Origin of the sequence: Effusibacillus pohliae DSM 22757 (assembly GCF_000376225.1) — a bacterium.
Classification (GTDB): domain Bacteria; phylum Bacillota; class Bacilli; order Tumebacillales; family Effusibacillaceae; genus Effusibacillus; species Effusibacillus pohliae.
Map to the genome: position 1 here is coordinate 1 of NZ_AQXL01000090.1, position 17,367 is coordinate 17,367.

20 protein-coding genes, 1 rRNA gene and 1 pseudogene are annotated in these 17,367 nt (G+C 51.2%); 20 read left to right on the forward strand and 2 right to left on the reverse strand.

The window, feature by feature from the left end; all coding sequences use genetic code 11:
* The first annotated feature begins 97 nt into the window (after positions 1 to 97).
* The 18 genes and pseudogenes from C230_RS23285 (at position 98) to C230_RS0103105 (ending at position 14,714) form a co-directional block, all read left to right on the forward strand.
* Positions 98 to 739, forward strand: coding sequence for an N-acetylmuramoyl-L-alanine amidase (locus C230_RS23285; RefSeq protein WP_018130570.1), 642 nt, complete (start codon positions 98 to 100; stop codon positions 737 to 739).
* A 621-nt stretch (positions 740 to 1,360) separates the two neighbouring features.
* The gene (locus C230_RS0103015; protein ID WP_018130571.1) at positions 1,361 to 2,011 is read left to right on the forward strand and encodes a hypothetical protein; all 651 of its coding nucleotides are present in this window, start codon (positions 1,361 to 1,363) and stop codon (positions 2,009 to 2,011) included.
* Positions 1,995 to 3,155, forward strand: a complete 1,161-nt coding sequence (locus C230_RS0103020; RefSeq protein ID WP_018130572.1) for a helix-turn-helix domain-containing protein — start codon at positions 1,995 to 1,997, stop codon at positions 3,153 to 3,155. Before C230_RS0103015 ends, C230_RS0103020 begins: the two co-directional genes overlap by 17 nt.
* Before the next feature lie 119 nt (positions 3,156 to 3,274).
* Positions 3,275 to 3,472, forward strand: coding sequence for a helix-turn-helix transcriptional regulator (locus C230_RS23290; RefSeq protein ID WP_018130573.1), 198 nt, complete (start codon positions 3,275 to 3,277; stop codon positions 3,470 to 3,472).
* Positions 3,473 to 3,565: 93 nt separating this feature from the next.
* A complete protein-coding gene (locus tag C230_RS0103030) occupies positions 3,566 to 4,369 on the forward strand; it encodes a ParM/StbA family protein (RefSeq protein ID WP_018130574.1) in 804 nt (267 codons plus the stop codon).
* A complete protein-coding gene (locus tag C230_RS0103035) occupies positions 4,366 to 4,602 on the forward strand; it encodes a hypothetical protein (RefSeq protein ID WP_018130575.1) in 237 nt (78 codons plus the stop codon). Before C230_RS0103030 ends, C230_RS0103035 begins: the two co-directional genes overlap by 4 nt.
* 515 nt (positions 4,603 to 5,117) lie before the next feature.
* Positions 5,118 to 6,431 carry an FtsK/SpoIIIE domain-containing protein gene (locus C230_RS0103050; RefSeq protein ID WP_018130578.1) on the forward strand — a complete coding sequence of 438 codons (1,314 nt, stop codon included), beginning with the start codon at positions 5,118 to 5,120 and terminating at the stop codon, positions 6,429 to 6,431.
* Positions 6,367 to 6,972 carry a replication-relaxation family protein gene (locus tag C230_RS0103055; RefSeq protein WP_040392738.1) on the forward strand — a complete coding sequence of 202 codons (606 nt, stop codon included), beginning with the start codon at positions 6,367 to 6,369 and terminating at the stop codon, positions 6,970 to 6,972. The genes C230_RS0103050 and C230_RS0103055 overlap by 65 nt, the downstream gene beginning before the upstream one ends.
* An 11-nt stretch (positions 6,973 to 6,983) precedes the next feature.
* Complete coding sequence (locus C230_RS21180; RefSeq protein WP_018130580.1) at positions 6,984 to 7,487, forward strand: hypothetical protein; 504 nt, start codon at positions 6,984 to 6,986, stop codon at positions 7,485 to 7,487.
* Between the two features lie 118 nt (positions 7,488 to 7,605).
* Positions 7,606 to 7,797, forward strand: coding sequence for a type II toxin-antitoxin system HicA family toxin (locus tag C230_RS0103065; protein ID WP_018130581.1), 192 nt, complete (start codon positions 7,606 to 7,608; stop codon positions 7,795 to 7,797).
* 32 nt (positions 7,798 to 7,829) lie between these two features.
* Entirely contained in the window at positions 7,830 to 8,243 is a 414-nt protein-coding gene (locus C230_RS0103070; RefSeq protein ID WP_018130582.1) for a type II toxin-antitoxin system HicB family antitoxin, read from the forward strand.
* Between the two features lie 76 nt (positions 8,244 to 8,319).
* On the forward strand, positions 8,320 to 8,715 hold the full coding sequence (locus tag C230_RS0103075) for a hypothetical protein (RefSeq protein WP_018130583.1): 396 nt from the start codon (positions 8,320 to 8,322) through the stop codon (positions 8,713 to 8,715).
* Between the two features lie 9 nt (positions 8,716 to 8,724).
* Positions 8,725 to 8,868 (forward strand): annotated as a pseudogene (locus C230_RS23295) (sporulation protein YhbH); the annotation flags it as partial.
* A gap of 13 nt (positions 8,869 to 8,881) precedes the next feature.
* A complete protein-coding gene (locus C230_RS0103085; protein WP_018130585.1) occupies positions 8,882 to 10,306 on the forward strand; it encodes a SpoVR family protein in 1,425 nt (474 codons plus the stop codon).
* Positions 10,307 to 10,559: 253 nt separating this feature from the next.
* Complete coding sequence (locus tag C230_RS0103090) at positions 10,560 to 12,077, forward strand: spore germination protein (protein ID WP_018130586.1); 1,518 nt, start codon at positions 10,560 to 10,562, stop codon at positions 12,075 to 12,077.
* Between the two features lie 41 nt (positions 12,078 to 12,118).
* Positions 12,119 to 13,228, forward strand: coding sequence for a GerAB/ArcD/ProY family transporter (locus tag C230_RS0103095; RefSeq protein ID WP_018130587.1), 1,110 nt, complete (start codon positions 12,119 to 12,121; stop codon positions 13,226 to 13,228).
* Positions 13,225 to 14,490 (forward strand): Ger(x)C family spore germination protein, encoded by a 1,266-nt coding sequence (locus C230_RS0103100; protein ID WP_018130588.1) that lies wholly within the window; start codon positions 13,225 to 13,227, stop codon positions 14,488 to 14,490. Before C230_RS0103095 ends, C230_RS0103100 begins: the two co-directional genes overlap by 4 nt.
* Entirely contained in the window at positions 14,487 to 14,714 is a 228-nt protein-coding gene (locus C230_RS0103105) for a hypothetical protein (RefSeq protein WP_018130589.1), read from the forward strand. Before C230_RS0103100 ends, C230_RS0103105 begins: the two co-directional genes overlap by 4 nt.
* A gap of 13 nt (positions 14,715 to 14,727) precedes the next feature.
* Here C230_RS0103105 and C230_RS0103110 read toward each other — a convergent pair whose 3' ends face one another.
* Both C230_RS0103110 and C230_RS0103120 read right to left on the reverse strand, forming a co-directional pair.
* The gene (locus C230_RS0103110; RefSeq protein WP_018130590.1) at positions 14,728 to 15,666 is read right to left on the reverse strand and encodes a S66 peptidase family protein; all 939 of its coding nucleotides are present in this window, start codon (positions 15,664 to 15,666) and stop codon (positions 14,728 to 14,730) included.
* Between the two features lie 192 nt (positions 15,667 to 15,858).
* Positions 15,859 to 16,131: a hypothetical protein gene (locus C230_RS0103120; RefSeq protein ID WP_245533957.1), complete on the reverse strand. Its 273-nt coding sequence runs from the start codon at positions 16,129 to 16,131 to the stop codon at positions 15,859 to 15,861.
* A 417-nt stretch (positions 16,132 to 16,548) separates the two neighbouring features.
* Between C230_RS0103120 and C230_RS22870 the strand changes: the two genes are divergently transcribed.
* Together C230_RS22870 and C230_RS0103130 are read left to right on the forward strand one after the other, a co-directional pair.
* Positions 16,549 to 16,770 carry an aspartyl-phosphate phosphatase Spo0E family protein gene (locus C230_RS22870; RefSeq protein WP_018130593.1) on the forward strand — a complete coding sequence of 74 codons (222 nt, stop codon included), beginning with the start codon at positions 16,549 to 16,551 and terminating at the stop codon, positions 16,768 to 16,770.
* Positions 16,771 to 17,232: 462 nt separating this feature from the next.
* A 16S ribosomal RNA gene (locus C230_RS0103130) occupies positions 17,233 to 17,367 on the forward strand; the annotation flags it as partial.

A 17,367-nucleotide genomic window follows, 5' to 3' on the forward strand; every position in this document is an offset into this window, starting at 1 on the left:
CGCGTCTCCCTTCATTGTTTGGATGCCTCCATTATAGCAGATGCGGGAACCGTAGCTACCCGGATATGATTCTGGGGAAACCGGCCGGATTCGTGCAGTGATTCACGATGAAGTGGCCCAGTATTTCAAGGCTCACGGCATGCCAGACCGCGGGATGAAGCAGGCCGATCTGGCCGTTTGCCGGGAAACGGTGATGCCAGCGTGTCTGCTCGAGTGCGGCTTTATTGATTCGGCGGATGCAAACCAATTGAAAGACACCGGATTCTTGAACGGTCTGGCAGAAGCCATTGTGCGTGGAGTCTGCAAAGCTCACAACGTGGCATATGTTGCCCCGGCTCCTGCCCAGCCGCCTCAAACGTCATCCGGTTTCTGGACGGTTCAAGTCGGAGCCTTCCGAGACCGTGGAAACGCCGACCGGCTGGCGGCCGAATTGAAAGCGAAGGGATATGATGTTTTTGTGAAAAAACTTAATGAATTGGAAATAGTACGCTTCCCCGGACTTAGCCGGGGATTTTTTTGTAAACAAAAACCCGGTATACCGGGTTACTTCTGCATCGTCTCTATGATTTTCTGCACCTTCTCTTTGGTTTCGGGCCGTTTCTCTGCATACTCTATAAACGCCTCTTCAAGCAGCTCTGCTTGCGCTTTTTCAGCTACAAAGGCCCATGTACGAAGGAACTCCAAAAACTCATCCGAAAACCGAAAGGACGTTGGCTTTGCCACGTCTGTCACCTCCTGATGGCCCGACCAAGAGCAATCAGAGAAATCGCTAAAGCAACTATACTAATGACCAGCGTGAGAGTTTCCATGGCTGTCGCCTCCTCAATTTGACATTAGGCGAATAGAGAGGGTATGATACACATAAGATGGAGTGTAGGGGAGGGCTTTCGCCCTCGCGCCTACAGTGAGGTGAGACTCTGGCCGTGGCACCGGCTCAGGGTCTCTTGCTTTTCCGGAAGTTGATCAACGCTGTAATCAGGTTGATCACTGCCGTAATCAGCAAGATCCACTCCATCCTACTCACCTCCTTTCGTTTGGAGGTGGAGGGTATCACACCCTCTAGGAGTAATATACCATGATTCTGTAGTATCTGCAATACATAGCTACAAAATTTTCTCTTAGCGTTGCCTTTATGGGCAGCGCTTTTTTCGTGGCAAAGACGGGGCTTTTTTGTTTGGCGGATTCGGTCTGTGATTGAAAAATGGGGCCCTTGTGAGCGACGACAGCCTTCTGCCTGCGGGGCAGAATGATTTTATTTCCCTTTACGAGATGAATAGAATAAGATGATTTACTTGACAAAATAAGATTTAAATGGAAAAATGATTGCAGGGGAGTATTGTAAAGTGAGGTGCTGTGTAAAATGGAAAATAAACGTGTTTACGACATTCTGAATCGAAACTTTCCGATTTCAATCAGATCGCATTTTGTTCCAGCTATTACAAGGGCTTATGAAAAAACGCTACAACTATTCAAACAGAATGAATGGTTGAACTGGGTCGTTGGGAAAGACATAATTTCGGTAGTTCGAAGAATTGCTGTAGAATACGAACTGATGCGTACGATGGATCTTCTGAATGTTACATATCGTATTTCTCCCAATGCTATTGACAACTGCAGGCATTTGGAGGTAATAACAAAAGAGTGCATTTTAACTGTCAGTCAAGTACGTAGGAAAGATCAAGTTCCGCGGAAAGCTGAATACCGTACGAATCTGAGTGTCAGCAATCAGTTTTCTTTACCACTATTTGATGATGAACCAACTTTACCCGAGTCGCCCTATTACGTACTGTTAACACACGGATTTGCAGGACATGCCCCTTCATTCGTGATGTTGGGGTTACCAAAACCATACGTAAGCGGCTGGGTTGGGCAGCAAATCGACCTGCTTAAAGAGCCGCATCGAACTACATCTTCGCAAGATCAAGAAGATGCAGATACACAACTGGTGGGACTTAAACAGCACATCATTGAGCGACTAAAAGGAGTGTCTCTGCATGAAAGCACGGAATAGTGCGTCTTCCAAACTTTCGGCTCCGATTCCGGAAAGGTTAAAAGAAGCAAGATTAGCTAGGGGTTATTCAATTTCGGAGTTGGCAGAACTAATTGGTGTATCCAGGCAGGCTGTCTCTCAATTTGAACTCGGACATGCAAAACCGAGCGGAACCACTATGGCCTCTCTGGTTCAAGTTTTGAATTTTCCGTTGTCTTTTTTTTCGAAACCATTGAATCCGAATTCGCCGTCAAGCGTTACATTCTTTCGAAGCTTAAAATCTGCTGCTCAAAAAATGCGTGATATGACCAGTGTGCGAATCAACTGGCTAGAGGAAATTTATTTATATTTTCAACAATATCTGGATTTTCCTAATGTAAATTTGCCAAGTCCTGAAGAGTTTCAAATACGAGAACCACTCGATGATGACCAAATCGAAAACATCGCTTTGTTTGTTCGAAAGTACTGGGGATTAGGACAAGGGCCAATAAGCAACTTGACACTCTTACTCGAAAGAAATGGCATTATTATCTCGAGAGCTTATTTTGGGGATCAGAAAATTGACGCTTGTTCAAATTGGAAAGGCGAACGCCCATTTATTTTTCTGGGGTCAGATAAAGAGTCTGCGGTCAGGTCTAGATTTGATTTGGCTCATGAATTGGGTCATCTTTTATTGCATTTATGGGTGGAAGATGAGACTTTAACTGACAAAAAAACTTTTGACAGAATTGAAAAAGAGGCAAATCGATTTGCTGCTGCATTCCTTCTACCTAAAGATTCTTTTGCTCAAGAGGTGATGTCCACATCGTTAGACCATTTCATACAGTTAAAAAAACGATGGAAAGTCTCTATTGCTGCTATGATCTACAGATGTGAAGACTTGGGTATTTTAACCGAAAACCAAGCTCTCTATCTAAGAAAACAGATGGCAAAATTAAAAATGACCAAAAAAGAACCTTTAGATGACGAATTGGTTCCAGAAACCCCAAACGCTTTAAAACAAGCAATAACCATGCTCTTAGATAATGGCGTTTTAACGGTTGCGGATATATTAGATACCTTCAGGTTAAATATTGAAGATATTGAGGCGTTATGTAATCTGTCGCCAGGAACTCTAACTTCAGACGGAAAAGTTGTGCCACTTAATTTTAAAAATAAATGCTAAGTCATCGATTTCATATCAACCCCGCTTTGCGCGGGATTTTTGTTTTCGCCAAAACCTCCCACCCTTCGTCAAAGGATTCGACACGCCCGCCGCCGAAGTGTTCGAATGAGGTGGGTAAGTTGGCGGTAAAAAGCAGACTAAAGGTGATCCTGGTTGAGCGAAGGATCAAACAGTATGAATTGGCTGAACGTATCGGGGTTTCAAAACACCAAATCAACCGGATCTGCAACGGGGTAAACCCGGAACTGGAAACGGCCCTCAAGATCGCAAGAGAACTGAATATGTCCATTCACGATATCTGGGAGCTTGAAGGATGAGCTTCCAGATATTTTTTTGTTCCGGACATACATAAGATGCGTTCGGGCGCAATATACGTTTACCATCACGCAAAATCACGTGGAGGTGATGATATGCGGCACCTTGCAATCGATTGTGGTCGCCACGCGGTTAAGGTAGTCGGCCCGGATGGATACCGCGACTACTTTCCCTCCTGGGTCGGGGAAGCGCGAGAGTTGCGACTACGAAACGAGCTGCGTTCGACAGACATTATTCTTCGAACGCCGGCGGGTCAGTACTTTGTCGGCGACTTGGCGAAAGACGAATCACATGGTGGTGCTCGGCTAATGACCGCCTCAAAAGTCCATGCCGATACCAAAATACTCGTGTTGGCAGCTGCGGCGCGGGCAGTATCCGACGGTGAAACCGTGTCAATCACCACGGGAGTACCGGTGGAATTTCATACGGATGCAGTGAAGAGGGAGCTAGCCGCTCTATTGACCGGCGCTCACGTCGTCGAGATCAACGGGACCGTCAGGCGATTTACCGTACAGCAGGTTCGCGTCGCGGTAGAAGGGCCTTCTGCCTATGTATCCCTTTGCGCGGGTCATGGAGGTGTTCGGCGGTTTATTGACATCGGCAGCCGGACGATCAATTACGGAACCGTGCGGAACGGCCGTTATATCGACCGGGAAAGCGGAACATTGGACTTTGGGTTCGACACTCTATGTGCTGATCCCGGCGCATTCGCCCGCCGGGTGGCTGGTGACCTGAGCCGCGCATGGACCGACCTGACAACAGAGACTTATCTTTTCGGTGGTGGTGCTCGAAGGTGTTCCGGGGAACTAGCCCTATACTTCCCGCACCTGCTCTGCGCGGCAGATCCGGTCTTTACGAACGCCCTGGCTTTCTTCCGGATTGGAGAGCGGGCGGGATGAGCCGACGCTGGATCAACAAACCGGTGTGCTTCGATCGGGAGGATCCAGAGGACGCCGAGCTCTATAAGTTTGCCCGGTCTCTCGATAACTTCACAGCACTCGTTAAGCGATGGCTGCGTGAGTTGCGGGAGGGGGTAAGGACGGATATCTGGGGTGCTTCGGTTCCATTACGTGATATCACGCAAATCGATGACAAGGAGTCGGTGGAGGTCGAGGTTAGCCAATTTCTATGATCAAAGGGGAGAGAGTAATAGCTAAGCACGAAGGCTCTGGCGATAGCAGCCAAAGAGATGACCACGCATGGGCTACTCGTCATGCAGAGGACGTAATGGGACGTGCACGGTCCAACATGGAGGCTATAGACTATGCACGATCGCAGATCGAGTATGCCGATGTGATTGTAGCTGAGCTGCACAGCAGGGAAGACTTAAAAAGCCCCTCCGAATGAGGGTTAGGGATTCCGGAATCTTCCTCGGACACCGCCCACCTTACTTCCGGTGCGGAATAATTCCGGGGCAGATTCAGAATCCGGAAAAATCAATAAAAATCAGGACAATTTACGCCTCCGAACTGGAGGAACTATCCTTACGGATATGCAAGGAAAGGAGGTGGCGCGCGGTGTTGAAGCTCTTGATCGGTTTTGTTGCGGGGATTTTCTATGGTGCAATTTCAGCTGTTGAGGTTCCGGACGGCGCTTTGGCGAAGGCCGCGGCGATCCTGAAAATGATCTTTATGTGAGGTGGTTGCTTTGATTTTGGAGTTTGTCACCGGCACGGCCATGACCGGACTGCTCACTTATACGATGCTGGATGGAAAGGGAGTAAGCGAAGCAAGCAAGATCCAGCGCATCGCCACCAACTGCGGCCTGACGGTCCGCGAAGGCGGGAAACTGCGAACGATGCAGTTGCTCCGGCGCACACGGTACCCATGGGGTACGGAGTATGCTTATCGCCTACCCCTTGGCCTGTCCTTTGAGGACGTGAAGAAAAAGCGGCAGCACATCGAGGACGGACTTAACCATAAAAGCGAATGGTTTGATTTGACTTTGAACGATCTTAGGCAACTCAAGCTTCGCCAAGACATTTTGGAGCAGATCAAAAAACTGCTCGCCGGCCAAAAACATCGCAAAGAAATCGCACTTGAGTACGACGGCACGCTGCGGATCCGTGTCTACAATGAGCCGATGCCGGAGTTGGTCCGATTTGACGAAAAAACATTGAACAATTGCCGCGGATGGACGGTTTGCATCGGAGAGGCACGGGAAGGTATTGTCTTTCACGACTTTGACAAGTTCCCACACATGGTTGTGGCGGGCATGACGCGGTATGGGAAGTCGGTTTTCCTCAAAAACGTTGTGATGACGCTGATTGACCGACATCCCAATGACTCTTGCTTGACGCTAATCGACCTGAAAGGCGGGCTGGCGTTCAACCGGTTTGCCGACGCCCGGCAAGTGCTGACAGTCGCCAAAGACGCAGAAGAAGCTCATGAGGCGTTGCGGGCGATCCAGACCGAGATGAAGGCGCGGCAAGCGAAGTTTTTGGCAAAAGGTTATGAGGATGTAAAGGAAGCTGGGCAAAAAGAGCGCCATTTCGTCGTGGTCGACGAAGGCGCGGAATTGGCGAGCGCCGGGGAAAACGACAAAGATATAAAAAAACTGAAAGCGGAGTGCGAGCGTATCGTCTCGGAGATCGCCCGAATCGGCGGCGGGCTTGGGTACCGGCTCATATTTGCGACGCAATACCCGACCGCAGACACGCTACCAAGGCAAGTTAAACAAAACTGCGATGCCCGGCTTTGTTTCCGTCTGCCGACACAAATAGCCAGCGAGGTTGTGCTCGATGAGCCAGGCGCGGAAGAACTACCACTCATCAAGGGACGGGCGATTTACCGCACAGACCGAAAAGTCATTGTCCAAACACCGCTCATCGAAAACGACTTTATAGATCGTACGATCAAACCGCATATCGTCATTAAACAGCGAAAGGAGGAAACAGATGCAAAACCGGCAGATCAAACATCAGCGAGAGGAGGCTATACTCTTATCATTGAAGATGCTTGACTACCTGAGCCGGTCTCAGATCCAGCGCTTGCACGACCTGAAAGGTGACCGAAACGCCCGTCGCGTTCTAAACAACATGCGAGAATATCTTTCCTGTTTCCGTAGTGACACTGGCGAGTACGTGTACTACTTGAGTAAACCCGGGCGGGAGCGTATAGGCTGTGAAACGGTCCGGAAAAAGACAGCCCAGGTCAACCACTACCTGATGCGAAACGACATGTATATCCATCTCAAGCCCGAAGATTGGAAAAACGAAGTCAAGATCAGTGTTCCCAATATAGTCACAGTCATCCCGGATGCTTACTATCGCTATGAGATGCGGCGACACTTCTTGGAAGTAGACCACCTGCAATCCATGCTGAAAAATCGGAAAAAAATCGAACGATACAAGAAGTTGAAAGCAACAGGAGCGATGCAGGAGAAGCTGAGATACTTCCCGCGGCTCATATGGGTTACAACAACCGAACACCGACGGAAACAGCTGATCGAATGGTGCGAAGGTTTGGATTGTCAGGTTTATCTCTGGGATGAAATCCGATAGGAGGGATCAGCATGCAAGTTACGATTGGGGCCCGTTGTTGGGATGGGGTACGGAGGAAAAGTTTGGCTGAACCTATCTTGCCGGCAATACCGCAACCGGTTGAGATGGATCGCTTCCGCGACAAACTGATCACGGTTGGGAATAGACTGAATAGCCCGATTGTCAAAGCGATTCTCGGGTATACGGTCCCGCTCCCGCTCCTGTTTGTGGTTAAAGGTTTGCCCCCGTTTGGTATCACGAGAGCACTCGCGGCAACGCCGGAGATTGTGCCGGTTATGTCCTCGACGGTACAGGATAAGATCCTGCACGCCTTTGATCCACTTATCAACATGATCCAATCCTTAAGCTATCCGATTGCCGGTGTGATGATCGCTGGCGGATGTTTATTTATTATGGTCGGGCAGCGCGAGCGAGGAATGTCGATGCTCCAGAACGCCGCTCTCGGATATATCTTGGTGCAGATGTCGCCGCTACTACTCAAGCTACTTGTCGGTATTGGAGGGGGTATATCATGATAAGAACGTGAAAGAGGCCGAGTAACGGCCTCTTTTCGATAACTTGATACAATTTCTCAACCACAATTGACACGTATAATAATACGTATTATAATAAAGGTGTAAGGAGGAGGGGATATTGAAAAGCTACTCGTCAAGGGAATTGATCAAACTGATTGAGGCGGATGGGTGGTACTTGGTAGCGGTGGCCGGGAGTCATCACCAGTACAAACATCCAACCAAACCTGGGCGGGTGACAATCCCTCACCCGAAAAAGGACCTTCCAATTAAGACGGTCAAAAGCATACTCAAGCAGGCAGGGCTGGAATAACCGGCCCGCCTGCAAAGGAGGTTTCTATATACGTGAAAGATCGGTACATTTATCCGGCGATTTTCGACTATGCGGAGGACGGGATTTCAGTTGAGTTTCCGGATCTGCTCGGATGCCTGACTTGCGGGGATACGGACGAGGAAGCGCTGCACAACGCGAAAGAGGCGATGGCGCTGCACCTGTATGGAATGGAGCAGGACGGCGATCCCATTCCGGCGCCTACTCCCGTATCGAAGCTGCGTCCGGAGGAGAACCAAGTCGTCGTGTTGGTGGAAGTGTGGATGCCGCCGTTTCGGGACGAGATGGAGAACCGCGCGGTCAAGAAGACGCTTACCATCCCCAAGTGGCTAAACGACCTGGCGGAGGAGCACAAGGTGAACTTCTCGCACGTGCTGCAGGATGCGCTGAAGCGGTATCTGGGTGTCGAACGTCGGAAAGCAGAATGAGGTCCAGCCTCAATTCGACCCCTTTTTTATATTGTGTGGGAACCTGCTGGGTTCCTCTTTTTTTGGAGGTCTGCATATGATCACAGTCTTTTGCACAATCAAGCAGCTTTCAGATCTGTTCCGCGTCGACTACTCCACGATGCACCGCATCCTCCACCAGGACGCCGCTCGGTGCCCTGAGCTGCGAAAGCTGAACCGATACTCCTTGCAGTCGGTGGTCGAGCTGCACAAAACCACAGCCGAGCCGCTCGGGGTCGACCTGGGCACGCGGTTCCTGACGTTGCACGAGACACGCGAGATCCTGGCGCAGGAGCTGGCGCCGATGGTATATACGACCGTGCTGCGAAAGGCAGCGAAAGGCGAGATCCCGACGGTGAAGTTCGGGGATACGTACAGGGTGCCGGAATTTCTCCTGCATATGTATATAAGAGAAGGACGGATCCGCGTTCAAAAGAAACGATTACAACATTAAGTGTTATACCAGTATAACCGAAGTTCCACCCTGATGAACGCATACAAGCACATCCACGATCCGAAGTTCAAAGCGGTTCTGATTCGTGACAAGAACGAGGTTTACAAAGCGCTGACCAGCTTTTTCGCCCGTCAGGATCAACTGGTGTCGTAGGGGGGGAGCGGCGATGACGAACGAGGAGATCAGACAGCTGGAAAAATCGATCGAACAGATGATGGAGATCGCCCGGTCATTCGGGCTTGATTTTTATGAGATGCGGTTTGAGGTCTGCCCGGCCGACATCATCTATACGTTTGGCGCGTATGGCATGCCGACTCGATTTTCCCATTGGAGCTTCGGCAAGGCGTTTCACCGCATGAAAATGCAGTATGACTTCGGCCTCAGCCGCATCTACGAGCTGGTGATCAATTCGGACCCCTGCTATGCGTTCTTGCTGGACGGCAACTCGTTGATTCAAAACAAGCTGGTTTCTGCCCATGTGTTGGCACACTGCGATTTTTTCAAGCAGAACGCCCGGTTTGCTCACACTTCCCGTTACATGGTGGAAAGTATGGCGGTGTCGGCTGGCCGCATTCGCGCGTATGAAATGCAATACGGCAAAGATGCGGTGGAAGAAATATTGGACGCGGCACTGGCGATCCAGGAGCATATCGACCCCTCGTACCTGGCCCGCAAACGTCCGCTGCCAGAGGAGCCTGCGGAGGAAACGAGGAAGCGCCAGCCGGAATCTCCCTATGATGACTTGTGGAGTCTCGATACGCGGAACCAGGATGCAAAGAAACCGGAACCGCAACCGCCTCTGTACCAAAAGACGCCCCCCCGCCCGGAGAAGGATCTTGTCCTGTTCATCATGGAACACAGCAAAGCGCTCGCCGACTGGCAGCGGGACATTCTGGCGATGCTGCGGGATGAAATGTTATATTTCTGGCCGCAGATTGAGACCAAGATCATGAACGAAGGCTGGGCGACCTACTGGCACTTGCGGATCATGCGGGAACTGGATTTGACCGAGCAGGAAACGATTGATTTTGCCCGCATGCACGCAGGTGTCGTTCTGCCATCGCGAACCAGCATCAACCCCTATCACGTCGGGCTGAAAATCTGGGAAGACATCGAAAAGCGGTGGGACAATCCGACGCAGGAAGAGCGGGAGCGCTGGGGCCGCCGACCGGGGCAAGGACGCGAGAAGATGTTTGAGGTTCGCGAAATTGACTCGGATATTTCCTTCCTGCGCAATTATCTGACCAAAGAACTGGTTGAAGAAATGGATCTCTATCTGTACCAGAAAGTCGGAAATGAGTGGAAGATCGTTGAGAAGGATTGGGAAAAGGTACGGGATCAACTGTGTGCGGCGCGGGTGAACGGGGGATTTCCCGTTCTGGTCGTCCAGGATGGCGATTATCTGCGCAATGGCGAATTGTATCTGAAACACCAGTACGAAGGAGTCGAACTGGACGTGAAATATCTCGAGAAGACGCTGCCGTACGTGTACCGTCTCTGGGGACGTCCGGTGCATCTGGAGACCGTGTTGGAAAACCGGCCGGTATTGTTCACATACGACGGCAAGAAGTCGCAACGAAGGTTTTTGTAGATTTGACTCCGCGGCCGCAGCCAGAGGGCTAGCTTTCGCGGCGGAAGCAAGTCACCCTGTCACACTTTGAACAAGGGTGGCTTCTTTTTTTTGATCACGGATGATCAACTCGGCAATAATCAACTCGTCGTTGTCTGACGGACGCAGGCGCTTTTAGCCGAGTTTCCTTAGGTATAAATTTCCTGCCTCGGCACACTCTACATGATAAAGTGGGGGTCGTCAGATGAGAAAATGGTTTCGACAGCCTAGACCAATGAACCTGGGAGTGCCCGTTGCAACGAAATTGGACACTCTTTCCCCGAAACTTGCCGAAAACTTGCAGGTGTTCCGTTCCATCTACGCCGATTGTTCGGATGTTGTGTTTCGTCCTTTTTTCGTCGGCGGACGCAACGCCATGCTGCTCTACATCGACGGCCTGTCGAACGTGGAGGAAATCGACCGGGGCGTGCTGCAGCCGCTGATGCAGGTTTCCAAAGGAGATGCGGAGGATCTCGACACACTCATGAAAACCTGCATCGGCGTATCCCAGGTCCAAAAAGTGGATACCGTCAGCGACTGTACAGAACAGATTGGACTGGGCAATCCGGTGCTGTTTCTGGAAGGCGAAACACACGGGCTGGCTTTCGGATTGCAAAAATGGGAAAAGCGGTCGGTCGAGGAACCGACTGCGGAATTGGTCATACGTGGCCCGCGCGAAGGGTTCACGGAAACTCTCAGGGACAATACGTCTCTCCTGCGGCGCCGGCTTCGCCATCCCAATCTGAAGCTGCGTTCCATGAAAATCGGACGCTACTCCCAGACGCAGGTCGTGATCGCCTATGTAGAGGGAATCGTCGATCCCACTCTGGTGGAGGAAGTGATGGCACGACTGCAGCGGATCGACATCGACGGGGTTCTGGAAAGCGGCTACATTGAGGAGATGATTGAGGACAACCCGTTTTCTCCTTTTCCACAGATGATCAATACAGAGCGGCCTGATGTGGCGGCTGCCGGGTTGCTGGAGGGACGGGTGGTGATCCTGGTCGATGGGACTCCGTTTGGGTTGATCGTTCCGACCACCCTCTATTCTTTACTGCAATCGGCGGAAGATTACTACCAAACGTTTACGATCGGCACTGCCATCCGCTGGATGCGCTATCTGTTTTTTGTTGCTTCACTTCTGCTGCCCTCGTTGTATGTGGCGGTGCTGACATTTCACCAGGAAATGGTACCCACCACACTCTTGATCTCGATGGCGCGCTCGCGCGAAGAGATTCCGTTTCCGGCGCTCGTCGAGGCGTTGATGATGGAAGTGGTTTTCGAAGCGTTGCGGGAGGCGGGGGCCCGATTGCCGAAACAGGTGGGCGCTGCTGTCAGCATTGTCGGAGCTTTGGTGATCGGGGAAGCGGCCGTCTCCGCCGGGATCGTATCGGCTCCGATGGTGATGGTGGTCTCCATCACGGGGATTGCGTCCTTTATAGTGCCCCGCTACACGGCGGGGATCGCCCTGCGATTGTTGCGGTTCCCAATGATCATGTTGGCCGGTACACTGGGATTGCTGGGGATTATGCTGGGCATTATTGTAATTGTCGTTCATTTGTGCAGCTTGCGTTCTTTCGGGGTCCCTTACCTTTCTCCATTGGCTCCGATCAAGGGGCATGAGATCAAAGATGTGTTGGTGCGAGCCCCCTGGTGGAAACTGAACAGACGGCCGCATCTGACCGGAGAGTTCAACGAATACCGGCAAGCGCCCGGACAAAAACCGGATCCGACCGATCCAAGCGAATCGTGACAATACCAAGCGGGACATTCTCCTTCCGAGGAGTGAAGGATATGATCGAAAAAGGCAAAATCTCGTCCTTTCAGTTGGCCATGCTGATGTATATTGCCATCTCCGCCACTGCTATCCTGCTGGCACCGTCGATGATGGCCAAGCATGCGGAGCGCGACCTGTGGTTGTCCCCGATCTGGGCGTCCTCGGCAGGTTTCTTTTGCGTCTATGTGGCGCACCGGTTGAACAAGCTGCATCCCCGGTCGACTCCGATCGAATACAGTGCATCGATTCTCGGCAAGCTTCCCGGTAAGATCGTCGGTCTGGTATTTTTGTTTTTCTATCTGCATATCACGTCCACCATGCTGAAGGAATACGGGGAGTTCGTAGTGGGGATCTATTTTACAAGAACTCCGATGGTTGTAATCCTGGGCAGCATGGCGTTCGTCTGTGCCCTGACCGTACACGGCGGTCTGGAAGTGTTGGCGCGAGTCACCCAGTTTTTTCTGCCGATGTTGGTGTTTTTTATGATTCTGATCATCCTGTTGTCGATTCCTGACTTCGATACGAGGAATTTGTTTCCTTTCATGCGGCACGGGATTGTTCCATCGATCAGGGGCGCTGCACCGCCGCTAATTTGGTTCAGTGAATTTATGATCGTTGCCTTTCTGCTGCCGTTTGTATCGGATCGGGACAAAGGGATGAAATTCAGCATTGTCACCGTTTTAGCGGTGCTGTTGACGATCGTTATGGCCAATATTTCCGCTCTCCTGCTGTTTGGAAACATCCTGGACACATTGGTCTATCCCATGATGGAGACGGCCAAATATATCAGCATCGCGGATTTTCTGGAACATATGGAATCGATTGTGATGGCGATCTGGGTGGCAGGTGCCTTTCTCAAAATTTCCGTGTTTTTTTATGTGCTGGTGTTGGGAACCGCGCAATGGATCGGTTTGTCTGACTATCGTCCGCTCGCCTTTCCGATCGGCTTTTTATTGGTGGCCTTCAGCATGTGGTCGTTTCCCACGCTGCCGGCGATTGCCCATTTTATTGAATTTCCTGCGTTCTTTTACTTTGTGACGATCCATATCCTGATCCCGGTTGCACTTTGGTTGATGGCAGCGATCCGCCGGGGAAAATCTCCGGGAGAGAGGGAGATGTCCACATGAACATCCTGTTTCCTGAAAAAATCCGGCGGGTCATTCAGACGCTGGTTCTCTGCCTGGCGATGCTGCCGGTTGCAGGCTGTTGGGATCGGAGAGAACTGAACGATGTGCTGCTGGTGGTGGGCGCCGGTTTGGACAGAAAGAAAGACGAGATCGAACTATCGGTTCAATTTGTCTTGCCGAGGGCTACCGGCGGGGGGCAGCAGTCGCTGCGCGAAGGTGGTGGGGGAGGTGGCGGACTAACCGGAACCACCTTGGTGAAATCGGCCACCGGAGTAACCATCGCCGATGCCATGGCCAGATTGCAGAAAAAATTTTCGAGGAGGATCTTTTGGGGCCACATGAAGGTGCTGGTGATCGGCGAGGATCTGGCAAGGCAGGGCATCGACCATTATTTGGACTTTATGGCCCGTCATCCGGAGTCTCGTTTGCGGACCTTCCTGTTCGTAAGCAGGGGAAAGGCCAGGGACATCCTCGACGTGTTCCAGCCACTTGAAAGCTATTCGGCCGAACAGGCACGGGAACTTGCAAAATTAGGGGTGGGAATGAAGGCAACGGCAAAAGATCTGCTGCAGATGCTGCGCGGGGAAGCGGGAGCGGCTGCGCTTCCTGTGTTGAAAATTTCCCCTGCCAAAGTGGGGGATGAATCTGACCAGCAACCGACTGTCACCCTGGATGGCACCGCCATTTTTAAAAAGGACAAGCTGGTCGGAATCATAGGGGACGAAGAAACCAGGGGGGTTCTGTGGATCCGGAATGAAATCAAACGGGCCATTGTGACAATTGAACCGAAGGAGGCGGATGGACGTGTGGCATTGGAAATGATTCATTTCCGAACGGAACTGATTCCGGAGATTGACAACCAAAAATGGACAATCACCGTGAAAGCGGTCGCGGAAGATGATGTGGCGGAAAACACAACGGTGCTGAATGTGATGGACGAGGATGTTATCAAATTGTTGGAAAAAGAAGCGGAACAGGATCTGGCAGACCGCATCCGGAAGGCGTTGCAGCGGGTGCAACAGGAGATGAAGGTGGACGTTTTAGGATTTGCTGCGGCGTTTAACCGGAAATACCCGAAAGAGTGGGAAGCGGTGAAAGACCGTTGGGATGAGGTGTTTTCCAGCGTGCAGGCACAGGTGCAGACCAAGGTGTACATACGCAGGCCGGGCACGTCCTCGGTGCCTCCCACCGCTCCCAAAAAGGAAGTGGAAAAGAAGGAGCAGGAGATGAAACAGAAAAAGAAAGAAGGGGAACAAAAGTGAAATGGGGTTCTGTGCTGGCTGCAACGGTGGTTGTCGCTTTCATTGTCCTGTATGAGTGGCCGAAGTTGCAACCGAATCAAAAAAGGGAACGGGCCGCTTTTGTGACCGTAACGGCAATCGGGTGGCTGCTTGCTGTATTGCTCATTTTCTTTCCGGATATGCCGAACCCCACCGACCTGGTGGATGCGATTTACAAACCGTTCAGCAAGTTGTTGGAAAAATAAACGGGGAGCGACATCAACCGCTCCCTGATTCTCTTTGCACAGCCGGTTCCAGAACGGTCAGCCTGTTGGCAAACGTGTTCAGATTTACCGTCGCGCCGATTGGGATGGTCGCTTTATATGACCCGTGCGCCGTTTGCAAATTGGTCATCAACGGCTTGCCTAGAGGTACGATCACCTCTTCGATCAAATCCTCATACGATTTTCCGTACGCAATCGGACAACCGGTACATTGACCCATGACGATGCCGATACAATCTCTGAATTTTCCCGCCAATTTTAAACGATTGATGAGCCGGTAGACTTCGTTGATCGGCTCGTGCGTTTCTTCCAGCAGCAAGATTTTGCCTGTTGTATCAATCTCAAAGGGCGTGCCTAGGCTGTCGACAAAAGACGTCAGATTGCCTCCCACGATGGGACCGGTTACGTTTCCCGGCACTCTGCTGACCGAAGGGATGCCGGGCGGATTTTCGATTCGTCTCGGGAAAACGGTGGTTGAGATAGCGGCAAAAAATTGGTCGACATTATAAGCCGGCGTGCCGGGCCTAAAATCGACCAACAGCAAGCCGTGAAATGTGGTCAAGTTTGCATACTGGTAGAGCACGTTCAGCAAAACGGTAATGTCACTGTAACCGGTGACGATTTTCGGATTTTGCCGGACGACGCGCAGATCGAGATAGGGCAAAATCCCTGCGACGCCCACTCCGCCGCGGGTCGGCAGGATCATTTTGACGGCTGGATCCCCAAACATCCGCATCAGATCGGTCGCCCGCTGCTCGTCCGTGCCGGCGAGATAGCCGTCCGCTGCGTATACGGAATCTCCCAATACGACATCGAATCCCAGCATTCGCAGGGTATCGACTCTTGCGTCAATCGTCTTGGCGGGCAAAGGGCTTCCCAATGCGACGATGCCGATCGTATCCCCAGGTTGTAACATCACGGGCTTAACAGCCATAACGTTTCCCTCGACATACCGATTTTAAACCATTGTATTCGGAACGAGGAAAATGATGATTTTTCACCGCATCAATTCAAAATGTTCAGCAAGAAAGTCAGTGTTTTGCAGCTCAGCAATGTGGTGACAAGCGCGCTGCTGGATACGAATTGCGGCCTTGTGTTGAATTGAATCGCGTACATCGTGGTGGTGTCAGCGGAAGGCATCGCGGCTAAGATGACCATCACTTTTTTCAGCAACGGATCCAGCGGAAAGAGCTGGCTGCAGTTGTTGCAGGGCAACAGCCAGCAGGACCGCATAGTTCGCCGGCATTTTGAGAATCGACTGAACGGCTGTTTTGGCGCTGTGCTGTCCGCGGGAAGCGAAATAAACCCCGAACACGCTCAGCAGCAGCAACGAGATGAAAATGCGCTGCAAAATATATCCGCTGAGGAAGATCAGCAGAACCGGCAGGATGACATGCAAAAAAATCATGGATGCTCTTCTCCCTCCCAAACATCGACACAAATCAGCCTGCTGCGGTGAATCGTAGATGAATCACGAAATCCTCCCCTCTTCAAATATGCCGGGAGGATTTGGCCGATATTATGATAGTAACACTATTTTTTGCCGGTTCAAGAGACGAATGCAAAAGGCGAATGATTGATCTTTTTATTGGCAGGATTACAGGATGGCGGAGTTAGGAATATTTTCCTACCACCGGAATGCAAAAATAGGAAATCGAACGCATATGTTGTTGACTGTTTTTATGCAAAAATGGGTACAGGATTAGGTTATATTTGGTCGCGGCCTTGCATTCGGTTGATTTTGCCGTCAGGTTGCCTGCTTCGCGATGCTCGTGTGCAAACTGTGATACTCCTTCCAGATCGGGGACTGATTTTGATGCTACAAAATCGACTGTTGGAGCTTGTTCGGGAAATTGAGGACATGAAAGCTCAATTGGTCACGCTTTTTGAAACCAAATCATGTTCGCTGCAAGGGGCGGTTCTGCAGAAAAGTCAGGAACTGGATCTCCTGATCGTTCAATACTACCGTTTGCTTCGGGGCGAGCGGGCGGCCGGCGGTAGCCGCTTGCAACCCAGACCGATCAGGAACCGACGGTGACAGTGCGGGGGAGGTCGTGCGTGCCGCCGATCAGCGGCAAAGTCGCTGCGTTATTTCCGCCCATACGCATTGAAAATATGAGAAAAAGAAAGAATACGGATGTAACGGAAGGGATAATTTCCGTATGAAGCCGTTTTTGTTTTCGTTTGTTTCACAAATCGGATTGAGACAGATATCAATACGTGTTAAGATAGCACTTGTCGCCGCGAAAGAGCGGAGAATATGAGAAAAACGAAGATCGTGACGAATTGTTCTTTGCGCCCAATGGGCACAAGTACCCAAATGGCACAAGTCGCGCCAAGGCGGCGAAGCCGCCGGGTCGCGCTGTGTAACGCTAAGGCCCTAAAGGGCCAAGTCGTTCTTTGAAAACTGAATCGTGTAGGGAGCTAGGAAAACTTTTTGATGTGGTTGCCCGGCTAAGAGCGTCGCCATCCGTGGTGACGACGCCGGACAAAACATCCATGTTTTGAGAGTTTGATCCTGGCTCAGGACGAACGCTGGCGGCGTGCCTAATACATGCAAGTCGAGCGGGCGGAAGGGGAGCTTGCTCTCTGGAAGCCAGCGGCGGACGGGTGAGTAACACGTGGGCAACCTGCC

Excerpts from the sequence above, each read along its gene's own strand:
- C230_RS0103100 (WP_018130588.1), top strand. The coding sequence starts at position 13,225 with ATGAACATCCTGTTTCCTGAAAAAATCCGGCGGGTCATTCAGACGCTG.
- C230_RS0103090 (WP_018130586.1), top strand. The coding sequence starts at position 10,560 with ATGAACCTGGGAGTGCCCGTTGCAACGAAATTGGACACTCTTTCCCCG.
- C230_RS22870 (WP_018130593.1), top strand. The coding sequence starts at position 16,549 with ATGCTACAAAATCGACTGTTGGAGCTTGTTCGGGAAATTGAGGACATG.
- C230_RS0103030 (WP_018130574.1), top strand. The coding sequence starts at position 3,566 with ATGCGGCACCTTGCAATCGATTGTGGTCGCCACGCGGTTAAGGTAGTC.
- C230_RS0103110 (WP_018130590.1), bottom strand. The coding sequence starts at position 15,666 with ATGGCTGTTAAGCCCGTGATGTTACAACCTGGGGATACGATCGGCATC.
- C230_RS0103085 (WP_018130585.1), top strand. The coding sequence starts at position 8,882 with ATGACGAACGAGGAGATCAGACAGCTGGAAAAATCGATCGAACAGATG.
- C230_RS0103075 (WP_018130583.1), top strand. The coding sequence starts at position 8,320 with ATGATCACAGTCTTTTGCACAATCAAGCAGCTTTCAGATCTGTTCCGC.
- C230_RS21180 (WP_018130580.1), top strand. The coding sequence starts at position 6,984 with ATGCAAGTTACGATTGGGGCCCGTTGTTGGGATGGGGTACGGAGGAAA.
- C230_RS0103015 (WP_018130571.1), top strand. The coding sequence starts at position 1,361 with ATGGAAAATAAACGTGTTTACGACATTCTGAATCGAAACTTTCCGATT.
- C230_RS0103095 (WP_018130587.1), top strand. The coding sequence starts at position 12,119 with ATGATCGAAAAAGGCAAAATCTCGTCCTTTCAGTTGGCCATGCTGATG.
- C230_RS0103020 (WP_018130572.1), top strand. The coding sequence starts at position 1,995 with ATGAAAGCACGGAATAGTGCGTCTTCCAAACTTTCGGCTCCGATTCCG.
- C230_RS0103055 (WP_040392738.1), top strand. The coding sequence starts at position 6,367 with ATGCAAAACCGGCAGATCAAACATCAGCGAGAGGAGGCTATACTCTTA.
- C230_RS0103035 (WP_018130575.1), top strand. The coding sequence starts at position 4,366 with ATGAGCCGACGCTGGATCAACAAACCGGTGTGCTTCGATCGGGAGGAT.